The 11,675-nt window shown below is 39.4% G+C and carries 8 protein-coding genes; 7 read left to right on the top strand and 1 reads right to left on the bottom strand.

Features of this window, described 5'->3' with window-relative positions:
• Positions 1-19 precede the first annotated feature (19 nt).
• The 5 genes from WFN33_RS14250 to hisIE all read left to right on the top strand — a co-directional run bounded on the left by WFN33_RS14250 (position 20) and on the right by hisIE (position 6,072).
• Positions 20-685: a ubiquinone biosynthesis accessory factor UbiJ gene (locus tag WFN33_RS14250; RefSeq protein ID WP_336953713.1), complete on the top strand. Its 666-nt coding sequence runs from the start codon at positions 20-22 to the stop codon at positions 683-685.
• 3 nt (positions 686-688) lie between these two features.
• Positions 689-2,308 carry an ABC1 kinase family protein gene (locus WFN33_RS14245; RefSeq protein ID WP_336953712.1) on the top strand — a complete coding sequence of 540 codons (1,620 nt, stop codon included), beginning with the start codon at positions 689-691 and terminating at the stop codon, positions 2,306-2,308.
• A 129-nt stretch (positions 2,309-2,437) separates the two neighbouring features.
• On the top strand, positions 2,438-3,520 hold the full coding sequence (locus tag WFN33_RS14240; RefSeq protein WP_336953711.1) for a patatin-like phospholipase family protein: 1,083 nt from the start codon (positions 2,438-2,440) through the stop codon (positions 3,518-3,520).
• A 310-nt stretch (positions 3,521-3,830) separates the two neighbouring features.
• The gene (locus tag WFN33_RS14235) at positions 3,831-5,120 is read left to right on the top strand and encodes an FAD-dependent oxidoreductase (protein ID WP_336953710.1); all 1,290 of its coding nucleotides are present in this window, start codon (positions 3,831-3,833) and stop codon (positions 5,118-5,120) included.
• Positions 5,121-5,286: 166 nt separating this feature from the next.
• On the top strand, positions 5,287-6,072 hold the full coding sequence (hisIE, locus tag WFN33_RS14230; RefSeq protein ID WP_336953709.1) for a bifunctional phosphoribosyl-AMP cyclohydrolase/phosphoribosyl-ATP diphosphatase HisIE: 786 nt from the start codon (positions 5,287-5,289) through the stop codon (positions 6,070-6,072).
• A gap of 57 nt (positions 6,073-6,129) precedes the next feature.
• On the opposite strand, the gene WFN33_RS14225 is transcribed toward hisIE, so the two are convergent.
• Positions 6,130-8,127 carry a PhoX family protein gene (locus WFN33_RS14225; RefSeq protein ID WP_336953708.1) on the bottom strand — a complete coding sequence of 666 codons (1,998 nt, stop codon included), beginning with the start codon at positions 8,125-8,127 and terminating at the stop codon, positions 6,130-6,132.
• Between the two features lie 261 nt (positions 8,128-8,388).
• Here WFN33_RS14225 and WFN33_RS14220 point away from each other — a divergent pair, with 261 nt between their 5' ends.
• Together WFN33_RS14220 and WFN33_RS14215 are read left to right on the top strand one after the other, a co-directional pair.
• On the top strand, positions 8,389-9,882 hold the full coding sequence (locus WFN33_RS14220) for a UvrD-helicase domain-containing protein (protein ID WP_004725463.1): 1,494 nt from the start codon (positions 8,389-8,391) through the stop codon (positions 9,880-9,882).
• 93 nt (positions 9,883-9,975) lie between these two features.
• Positions 9,976-11,349 carry an ATP-binding protein gene (locus WFN33_RS14215; protein ID WP_336953707.1) on the top strand — a complete coding sequence of 458 codons (1,374 nt, stop codon included), beginning with the start codon at positions 9,976-9,978 and terminating at the stop codon, positions 11,347-11,349.
• The last annotated feature ends 326 nt before the right edge of the window (positions 11,350-11,675 follow it).

Below are 11,675 nucleotides of genomic sequence, written 5' to 3'. Positions count from 1 at the left end.
TAACAAGCAAGGTTGAATTATGTGGTCAATTCTGGCACTCGGTGCAGTTGAACGATTAATCAATCAGTTTATTAATTTGGATGCAATTACCCGCATCCAATTTAATCAGTTACAAGGCAAACTGTTACGTGTCGTGATGGATACGCCACAGCTTTCTGTCGATGTTTACTTTGATCAAAATAAAATCCGTCTTGAACCGACTGTGACTGGTAAAAGCAAAACACCTTCAATTTTTGAACAACGTCCTTTTGACAAAAATGTTGCGATTGCAGAAGCGACAGCAACATTACATGTAAAGAATGTTGTTGAATTGGCTAAATTATTTGTTGCGGATGATATTGGCAATATTCCCCTACAAGGTGATTATCACCTGTTACAGGATATTCAAAATATTATCCAACAGCTTGAGCCTGATTTGGCGGCCCAGCTTAGCCCGTGGATTGGTCCTGCACTCGCACATGAAATTGGCAAAATCCAACTGGCGCCAAAGTATCTCAAACGCTCACTGCAAAGTCATTTATTTTTTGTAGAAGACTTTTTAAAAGAAGATACTGGTGTATTGGCTCCGCGTTGGCAAATGGATGACCTGCAACAAGATACCCGTCAACTTAACCAAAATATTGACCGACTTGAAGCAAAAATTCAGCAACTTCAATCTCACTTTACTCAAAATCAGGTAATTTAATATATGATTCCGCATATTGCCCGTTTATTCGAACTTTGGCGCATCGCCGCGCACTATAGACTCGACACACTGGTCCCTGCGGAAGAATTACCTGAGAAAGCTCGGCATGCTTTAGCTTTAATTCGGCTACACCCTGCGGCATGGTCAAGTAAAGAACGTAAAAACCCGCTCAAGCTTAAAGAAGCCTTAGAGGAAATGGGGCCTTTGGCAATTAAGCTGGGCCAATTACTTTCCACGCGTCGTGACTTAATTCCACCTGAAATTTTACAGCAATTGGTTTTATTACAAGATCGGGTTAAACCCTTCGATGTCAATATTGCAAAAGAGCGTATTGAGCAATCTCTGAAAGCCAAAATTTCTACAATTTTTGCTCGTTTTGATGAACAACCTTTGGCTGCTGCATCTATTGCACAAGTCCATACTGCTGCGCTACATGATGGTCGTGAAGTGGTGGTTAAAGTCACTCGTCCAGATATTCGCAGTCAGATTCTACAGGATTTTGAAATTCTGCAGTGGCTAGGATCAAGTTTAGAAAAACGGCTTGAAGCAGCTCGTGCAGTGCATTTGTCTGAAATCATCCAGAATTATCGTCAAGTCATCTTAAATGAACTGGATCTTACGCTAGAAGCAGACAATACCCGTCGTATGCGCCATTACTTCACAGGTTCAAGCATGATGTATGTGCCTGAAGTCTATATGGATAGTAAGGATGTCATGGTTGCTGAACGGATCACAGGGGTTCCAATTTCGGATATTGAAACCTTTGAAAAACTTGGTATGGATCGAAAAGACCTTGCTGAAAAAGGTTTGACTATTTTCTTTACCCAAGTATTTCGTGACAATTTCTTCCATGCAGATATGCATCCTGGAAACGTTTTTGTTGAAACATTGAATCCAAGCCACCCTCGTTATATTGCCCTTGACTGTGCAATTATGGGTGAGCTATCTAAACAAGATCAGATGACCGTTGCACGTATGTTGCTTGCGGTCATGAACAGTGATTTCTTGCAACTGATTCAAATTGTGCATCAGGCAGGCTGGATTCCACCGGGCACCGATCAAGATGCGTTATCCCGTGAAATGCGCCGTACCGTTGGACCAATGGTGTCTAAACCGATGCATGAATTGGATTTTGCGGGTATTTTGATTCAAGTCATGGACATTGCACGTCGTTTCCATTTAGAAATTCCACCACAATTGATGTTATTACTCAAAACGTTGGTACATGTGGAAGGTTTAGGTACTGATTTATATCCTGAACTTGACATTTGGAAGCTGGCAAAACCGATTCTCACTGAATGGGTAAAAGCGCAAATGAATCCTCAGAAAAACTTAAAAGAGTTAGGACAAAAAATTCCTGATTTACTTTTAGGTGCACAGGATTTTCCAACTTTAATGGTTGATAGTTTAAATGGTTTAAAAAATCAATCTGCATGGCATGCTAAACAATTACATGAATTGCAAATGATGCGTTTGGAAGTGGAACAACAACAAAAACGTAGCTGGATTTTCGGAAGTATCATGGCGATTTTACTTTCTATTGCGATCATTGCACCGTGGTATATTTCAATTGTTTTGATTATCTTGTCCACTGTTTTAGCAGTTTGGCGGATTGCCAAATAACGCAATTCAGCCTATTCAATGAATAGGCTTTTTTGTCTATGACTGCTAAGTCACTGAGTGACATCTCTCGCCATTGTTCAATATATCACTCACTCTACAATAAAAATATCCGTTTGAGTGAGTGAAATCATGACCCAAATTCTACAAAAACGCCCTGCAGGAATTGTCTTACGTGCAGGCTCACTTGCCAAACAACGCATACAACAAGAAGGATTATCTGCACATCAAGTAGATATGATTCCTGGTGCAGCTGGCGGCCCCAAAGGTATTGGTTTAATGGGGCTAGATCAAGCAATTTTCGGGGATTTTCTCCAACGGGCAAAACAAAGACGCTTTTTAATCGGTTCATCCGTCGGTGCATGGCGCTTTGCTGGAATTTTAGCGCAAGGTGAACAAGTCGGTCCTGAGCGTTTGGCAGAGTTATATATTAACTTACCCTTTCATAAAAAGATGAACATTGCAGAGATTGAGAAAATATCTCGCGACATGTTGTCCAACATTTTAGACCAACACAGCCAAAAACTGGTCGAACATCCCGAGTATCACCTCACAATTATCGCTGCAAAAGCAGAACATTTATTTCAAAGTGACCAAAAGCTTGCACTGTATAGCTCCTTACTCGGCATTATCGGCAGTAATGCAATTTCAAGAAACCATCTGAATAAATTTATGCAACGGGTCATCTGTCAGCCAGCCCAGTTCCCTCAATTTAAAATTCAAGATGACGCTTTTAAAACCCATTATTTAAATTTTAATCAGCACAATGTTGCGGATTGGCTGATGGCCTCAGGTTCGATTCCAGCAATTACACCTGCGGTAAGAAATATTTCCGATGCGCCACAAGGCGCGTATCGAGATGGTGGTTTGATCGACTATCACATCGATTTGCCTTTTGAGAGTAAAGGGATTGTTTTATATCCACATTTTTCCGACAGCATCATTCCAGGCTGGTTTGACAAAATGTTTAAATCTCGCACTGCCAATCCTGAAAACCAAGCACGGACTTTACTGATCTCGCCTTCTCAAGACTATTTAAAATCTTTACCTTTAGGACGTTTACCAGATCGTAAAGATTTTGTGATGAAAGGTCTGGATGATCAGAAGCGAAAACAATTGTGGAAGCAGTCTGTAGCAGAAAGTCAGCGGCTGGGTGATGAATTTTTAGAAATGCTGGAGAAACAAAATTTTACTGAAGTGATGCTAGATTTATAATTATTAAACCGCATTATTCACCTCATCCAGCGTTCAATTAATATGATTTTCAATAATTTAAATTTACCAAAACAGCATTCTTGATGACTTGGGATAAATGACGTGAGATATAAGTCTGAGACATGAGCCAGTCATAGCTCAAGCTTTACATCATGTATTTTTCACTGAATTTAATCAGTGTCTGGCCTCGTCTATATGCGTTGATTTTTGGCTAAGCCCAATCAAGGAATAAAGAGCTTGATTCAAATTATCCCTTGTTAATTTCTTGCTTTTTGTTAAATTTAAATTATTCAAAGCACTTACTCTAATAATGAATCAAACTAAAATTCCAAAATTTGCCATCGTCGGTGCAGGAACAGCAGGGCTTGCTGCAGCAATTTTACTCGCACAACAAGATATTCAGGTCACCATTTTTGAGAAAGTATCTGAGCTTAAACCTGTCGGTGCGGGCTTATTACTTCAACCGTCTGGACTTGCAGTTTTTGAGCACTTAGATGTGCTTGATGATGCGGTTAAACTCGGTGCAATGGTCACAGGCTTAGAGGGACAACTCGCCAATGGTTTTAAATTGGTAGATAGTCATTATGCTCAAGCCGATCCTGATTTTTATGGTTTAGGTATCCATCGAGCCAGCTTATGCCATGTCTTGGCAAAGAAATGTCATGAATACCCTGATCTGATCACTTGGCAAATGAATGCCGATATTCAAAAGCTTGAAGAATCTATTTATGAAATTAGAGTTTTGGGTACGGTCAATGCTGAGTCTTTTGATGAGGTCTTTGATAGCGTTATTATTGCCAACGGCGCGCGAAGCCAACTGAGACCAAACGCATGGGTTAAAGTCGATCAAGCCTATCCTTGGGGCGCCAAATGGACCATTGTTCCCGAATGCTTACAGCTCAACACTCAAATTCTGCATCAATTTTATGACCGCTCCAAGATCATGATGGGAATATTACCGACAGGTGCGATTCCATCCCAATCAGATCAACGACTTTCCAGTATCTTCTGGAGTCTTCCAACAGATCAGCTTGGAAATTTTTTACCTCATCAACAGGCCCGCTTAGAATGGTTAAAAGAAGTATCTAAACGCTGGAAGCCCGCTGCAGAATGGTTAGAGCAAGTCATTGTCAATCCTGAACAAAAACAGCAATGGTTTTCTGCCCATTATCGTGATGTGGTTTTATCTAAGTTTGGTGAAAGACGTATAGGCATTATTGGAGATGCTGCACATGCTATGAGCCCACAGCTTGGGCAAGGTGCAAATATGGCACTTTTAGATGCATGGGCTTTAGGACAAGCAGTCCATGTGGCACGGAACAATGAAACGATCGATTATTCGAAGCTGTGGCAAAACTATCATCAACATCGCAAAAGCTCATCCGCATTTTATCAATTTTTAAGCCGTTTACTGACGCCTTTATATCAATCTGATCTTTGGTGGGCAGGTGGTTTACGAGATCTAAGCTTCTCGTGGATGTATCGTATCCCTTATTTTCGTAAAGAAATGGCAATCACCGTGTCGGGATTAAAATCGGGTATGTTTAGTCAAATGAAGTATGAGGATATTGCTCGATCGTCTTTGGTAAGAGGAAAATAATGTGCACTCAAGTTGCCAATTCTGTAATTTTAAAGTGTGAACAAGCGTTTTTATCTCGACTCAATCCATAATCAATATTTTCCTAAAATGCTAGAAATAACGTACACTATACAACCGCTAGCATGTCAACGTAGCACTCTTTCTTTTTATAACTTGGTGAAATCCTATGAACAATCTGCAATGGCTCGATGAAGTAAAATTTAACGAACAAGGACTTATTCCTGCTATTGCACAACATCATCAAACTGGACGTATTTTGATGGTGGCATGGATGAACCGTGAAGCATTACAACTGACTGCTGAAAAAATGCAGGGCGTTTATTTTTCTCGTTCACGAAATAAGTTATGGTTCAAAGGCGAAGAGTCAGGCCATTTTCAAACCGTTTATGAAATCCGTTTAGACTGTGATGCCGATGTCATCGTCTTACAAATTGAACAGCATGGTGGAATCTCCTGCCATACAGGTCGAGAGTCTTGCTTCTATCGTAAGCTCACTGCAACTGGTTGGGAAACTGTCGATGCACAATTAAAAGATCCAAATGCAATATACGGTGAAAAACTTTCATCAAATCCACATAGCATTGCCATGAATAGCTCCAATGCGCAGGCTGAACAGCTAGAAGTCTTGGGTTATTTAGGCAAAATGATGGCTGAACGTAAAGCAGCTGATCCAGATTCTTCTTATGTGGCAAAGCTTTACCACAAAGGTTTAAATAAAATCTTAGAGAAAATTGGTGAAGAAAGTATCGAAACCATCATTGCTGCAAAAGATTTTAAATCTGAAGCGTGTGAAGATCATAAAAATGATCTGATCTATGAAGTTGCAGATCTATGGTTCCATACCATTGTGATGCTTGGTTATTTTGAGTTGGATGTGCAATTGGTACTCAACGAACTTGCACGCCGTCAAGGGCTTTCTGGCCTAGTTGAAAAAGCCAATCGAGATCATTAATTGGGTATTTATAAAAAAAGCAGCGAAATATCGCTGCTTTTTTATTTAAAACTAAAATTATGAAGATTTTTTCTCAACCGAAGGTGCAACTGGGTCTGCTGTTAAATAACCCACTGCTGCTGCAAAACGATCTTTATAATTCGCTCGAATCAAAGGATCTAAAGTTGCTTGAACCTTACTATGTAAAGAACCCCAATCCCCTGCATGCTGGAAGTTACTCATAATATAAGTCCAACCATTGATTGAATCGACTGCATGTAAACCTGTAGATTCAGCACCTGCTGGGCAAGAAAGAATACGATCTAATTTCTTGGTATCTACATTATACGCCCATAAGTAGTTATTCACATGGTTACCACTGTCTTCACCAATGAATAAGGTACGGAATGTTTCAGAGAACTTTAAGTTATCCGCACTTGCAATCGTGTTTGGATCAGAAGTGTTACCAATACCTAGTGGATCAGCAGCTGCATCAATATCCTTCCCGATTAACAGCATATGCGATTGATAAGGTACCCACTCACTGACGATTGGACTACCTGATTTATCACTCTTAGACCCTGCTAGATCATGTGCAACAATTCCACCTGCTGAAATTTTCTTAGCGAATGACACGTTATGCGTATCGACCCAAGCCGCATTGCCTTTGATCATTGAATCTTGAATATTGGCTAAAGCAGAATAAGCAACTTTGTCTTTGGCATTGACTGTTGTGCCTTCCATTTTTGTAAATGCCATACTACCGCCCATCAAAGCAGCGTAACGATGGGTTTCTAAGAATGCTGCTGCTTTTTCCATTCCAGGTTTAACTTTCACCCAAATGGTTTTCTTTTGCAGAATAATTTTAGTATAGCTTACATCTTGTGGATCTTTGTCCAAGCTTTCCATGATCTCTGTTGGTTGAATATTTCTAACATTCACCAAATCTTCAATTTCTTGGCTAGTTGCATGACCCAACTTAATCCATTGAATTTGTGCTGTTGAGGTTTCATTTAACTCATTCAAATACTTCGCCACATACAATGTTCCCGCAGATAAGTCTTTTTCTTTATCTGCAACAAACATAAACAAGCCACCATTGGTATAGTCATCACCCATTAACGCAGTACGATTATCTGGCATAACTTGGATTAGTTCATGTGAGATACGACCTAAACAATAATGTTTTTTTGCAGTACCTGTACCATCTTTGTTCACTGTAATTTCAGGCAAATGTCCATAGTTATAAGGTTTTGCAGAGGTTTCATCACCATAGACGTTTTTACTATAGGCTTTCATTGTTGCCATATCCGTGCCTAAGCCCTGACCAAATGCATCTGGCTCGTATTCTTCACTTGAAAGGTGTGTTCCCCAAGGTGATAAACTCGCACCACACGTAATCCATAAACCATGTGCTTTAGACATATCGACATTATGATATTTAACTAAAGTTAAATGACCTGTTTTCGGATCTTGATCCAGTGAAATTACCCCAATCGGTGATGGCAATTTACCATACATATCATTGCCAGCTAAATCACGAGTCGTATATTCAAATTGCACCACCGCAAATACAGGGTTGCCTTTTACACCATCAACCTTGGCATCTTTGACTGTCAATAATGAAGTACCATCTGGGCAATCTGAAAAGAATTGACGTTCTTTGCCTGCTACAGATTTATCCATAATTGGTTGGTTTTTGATATCATAATAACCACCAGCCAAGATCTTCCCACCTTTTCCATCATTGATCATATCGCCTGTTTGGAAGAAGGTTTTATAGGCAAGTTTGTAGTCAGTCTTGGTATTGTCATCCCAAGTTACAGCCAAGCCTGAAGCAACTGTTGTTGTTGCCATTGCTGCTGCATTTGCCAATGTTGGTGCATCCATCGGCGTAAATGTTGCAGATTTTAATTTAGCTGGATTGATCGGCGGTTTAACTGCAGTATTTTTATCATCATCGTTACATCCTGCTAGTGTGGCTGAAGTTGCCATTGCCCCAAGTGGAAGAAATGGAATGCTGGCTAACCAAGTAAGCACTTCACGGCGTGTATGTCGGCTGGCTGAATTTGTCATAACTTTATCCGAATATGTTTTAGAATTTTCCCCTGCTCAGTTTAGAAAGCAGTTATGACAATCTAGTTTCACTTTTAAGTCATTTTAAAGACAAAAGCCCCAATACCTCATATTATGATAAAAATGATCAGGATACGCTCCACAGATTCTTAGCACAGTCGTTTAAATAACATCTTGTTAGATTTCACCCTAGTGCTGAGCAATTTTTGCTATACTCTGTCCCATATTGAATTTTCAAGCTAATAAGATTTTATAAATACTGTGCCTTATTCTTTTACACCCACATCTGAGCAAAGCTTTGCAATCGCAGAAGCGAAAAAAGGACAATCATTTAAAGTGATTGCCTATGCTGGCACAGGTAAAACCACGACTTTGCAGTTAATCAGTGATGCGATGACGGAGCGCCGTGGGATGTATTTGGCCTTTAATAAGGCAATTGCCACAGAAGCACAGAATAAATTTCATCAAAATGTAGATTGCCGCACCTTCCACTCTTTGGCGTTTCGTAGTGTGTCGCGTGGAGTCACCGATAAATTACGCCTGCCGCGTTTAAGTCCCAGTTTTATTGCCAAAGAATATCGCCTCGAACCCATCACACTTAGACGTTTAATGGGCGGGCGTTATGAAAAATATGTGCTAATGCCCAGTCGTTTAGCGAGTTTAGTGGCCAATGCTGTAAGTTATTTCTGCTCGACCAGCTCACAATATCCAGCACCACGTCATATCCAAGCACCAAGTTGGCTGCATGCAGATGATATCGAGTCTTTACAAAAACACCTTTACCCTGCTGTAGAAAGACGTTGGTTAGAGTCGATTGATACCAATCATCAAGCAGGCATAGGTCATGATATTTATTTAAAACTCTGGGCATTATCAGACCCATTTATTCCAGCAGATTATGTACTCTTTGATGAAGCACAAGATGCCGATCCATTAATGCTTGGTATTTTATTGCGCCAGCGTAATACTCAAGTGATTTATGTGGGTGATGCACATCAACAAATTTATGCGTGGCGTGGTGCGGTCAATGCCATGCAACAAATGCCACTTCCTGAATCTCGTTTAACCACTTCATTCCGTTTTGGTGATGCGATTGCAGATGTGGCCAATCATTTGCTCGGTGCATTGGATGAAACTGTGCCTTTATTGGGCAACCCTGAAATGAAATCGAGTGTGGTCAATAAACCACATACCAAAATGCGTGATGCGATTTTATGTCGTACCAATGCACGCGCAATGGAGTTACTACTTTCTGGTCTCGTGCAAGGCGATAAGGTTGGATTACAAGCCGATCATGCAAAACTCAACCGTTTTGTTGATGCGGCAAGTTTGCTTAAACAAGGCAAACGTGTTGTTGATGTGCCTGAACTGGCTTGGTTTAACTCTTGGCATGATGTACATGAATACTGTGAAACCAACGATGGCAGTGATATCAAACCCTTAGTCAAATTGGTTGACGATCACGGTACGGAACCTCTCAAAAAAGCACTTGCTAAAATAACCCCAATAGAGCAAGCTGATTATGTGATTTCAACTGCACATAAGGCCAAAGGGCTAGAATGGAATCGTGTACATATCGAAGATGATTACCAATTTAAAATAAACGGTTTAGAACATAAAATCAGCGATGAAGAATTAAGGCTGTTATATGTCGCCTGTACACGGGCAAAGGTCAGCTTAAATATTCATCACATCTATGATCTCGTGCAACAATTGAAAGTAAAAGCGCCATTTAAAAATAAAGCAACAGCATAAGGTTTTTGACTCACTCATCTGTATCAGCGAAAAAAATCGCAAGGTGAAAATATCAACAGCTTTTTATGCTGTCAGTCAATTTTCAGGTATCCTATGAAACTAGCAGCAATTCATTTTCGCCACACATACCATTTTGCTGATTTAAAAATAGACTTTAATTATAAAAACAAACCAATCAGTTTAATTGTTGGCGAACAAGCCAGTGGTAAAACGGCAATTATTAAAAATATTTACCAAGCTTTGACTTGGTTTCCTGCACGTCTAAAAGATTTGCGCACCCCTGGTGTGGTAATGCTCGACCAAGACATTATGCAAGATCGAGTACAATCCAAAATAGATGTTAAAATCAAATTCCCAATAGAGTTTGGTCAACTTGCAGAAAGCACTGCAACAGCAGAACAAGATCCGCAAACTTGTCATTGGCAACTATATAAAACCTTAAATAGTTCTGGTGTTGGTCTGAGTAAAGTTGACTTAGCACAACTCGAACAGCTGGTAGAACGTTATAATCTAGTACTCAAAAAAGATCCTGTTCAAGGCTTACCTTTAATTGCCTACTACCCTGCTGAACGATTTGTAAATGAAGTGAATATTCTCAATAAAAATAATCCTATTATTTTACAAGCGCACTATGCCTATGAATTAGTACCGATTCCATATACCACCTTTGCACGATTTTTCGAATGGTTTCGCGAAATCAGTGATATTGAAAATGCACAAATCGCACAACTTTTTCAAAGTGTTTTAGCGCAAAAAGAATCTTCAAATCAAAGCGATGAGGATTTTCAAAGTATTTTATTTCAAGCCCGTGCTCAGTTACATGCACCCAGCTTAAAAGCCTTAAAGCAAAGCTTGAGTATTGTCCTTCCTGAAGTCACAGATCTCTATTTAGAGTATCAGCCCAAATTACAACTGATGGTCACTTATAAAAATCAAAGTCTGACTTACTCACAACTGTCGAATACGGTTAAAAATTGGCTGGCCTTAGTCGGTGATTTGGTGCGTCGTATGTGCATACTCAATCCTTTAAGTCTTTATCCTTGTGAAGAAGGTGAAGGCATCTTACTGATTGATCAAATTGATGTTGATTTAGACCAATTTGGCCTTCAGTTAATTCTCGATCGTTTAAATCAAGCCTTTCCTCGTTTACAGATCATTGCCACAGCCAGTCATGAAGAACTGCTTGAGCAAGCCGACGAATATCAATGTTTTAAATTGGACAATAAAAAGCTTTATGAAATTCAGAACAATAAAGTATGGCAAGAATACCAAGATATTTATGCAAACTTGCTCAAAGAAATCCCAGAAACCTCTGAACAAGATTTACTTGAACCCGAACCCAATCTGCCAGTCAATGTTCAACAACTTTTTGAGCAGTTTAAACACCTTACTGAAGAACAAAAAACCGAATTAAAACGTTTAATCCAATCTGGTGATGACCAAGCTTCACATAAGTTCTTATTATAAGAAATAACTCAGCCTAAAGACGTCAATATCAGACAATGAATGATCATTAATCGCATGACACTGTCTTTTATACTCCTTTCTCAAATCATGAATATATTCACGTTCATATTCATTGTTGTATAAAATTCAATACAACATAGATTGATTGTTACAGCATGATTTTCAAGCAGCAAAAAGTCATATGAAGCGTATAATTACAAATGTTTGCGTAAAAAACGACAAAATAAATTGATGTTATTCTACTCATGTAATAAGATGAAAAAATCAATTTAAATTAGATTTTTCAATGCAAATTGATTTTCTAATCGCTTTCTCAAGTTGCGCAA

It is taken from the genome of Acinetobacter sp. AS167, assembly GCF_037152175.1.
GTDB lineage: Bacteria > Pseudomonadota > Gammaproteobacteria > Pseudomonadales > Moraxellaceae > Acinetobacter.
The sequence above is the reverse complement of the archived record's forward strand: the minus strand, read 5'-3'. Positions and strand labels throughout refer to the sequence as shown.

Bases quoted from the DNA above. Each gene is read 5' to 3' on its own strand.
- WFN33_RS14240 (WP_336953711.1), top strand. From the start codon at position 2,438: ATGACCCAAATTCTACAAAAACGCCCTGCAGGAATTGTCTTACGTGCA.
- WFN33_RS14215 (WP_336953707.1), top strand. From the start codon at position 9,976: ATGAAACTAGCAGCAATTCATTTTCGCCACACATACCATTTTGCTGAT.
- WFN33_RS14245 (WP_336953712.1), top strand. From the start codon at position 689: ATGATTCCGCATATTGCCCGTTTATTCGAACTTTGGCGCATCGCCGCG.
- WFN33_RS14225 (WP_336953708.1), bottom strand. From the start codon at position 8,127: ATGACAAATTCAGCCAGCCGACATACACGCCGTGAAGTGCTTACTTGG.
- hisIE (WP_336953709.1), top strand. From the start codon at position 5,287: ATGAACAATCTGCAATGGCTCGATGAAGTAAAATTTAACGAACAAGGA.
- WFN33_RS14235 (WP_336953710.1), top strand. From the start codon at position 3,831: ATGAATCAAACTAAAATTCCAAAATTTGCCATCGTCGGTGCAGGAACA.
- WFN33_RS14250 (WP_336953713.1), top strand. From the start codon at position 20: ATGTGGTCAATTCTGGCACTCGGTGCAGTTGAACGATTAATCAATCAG.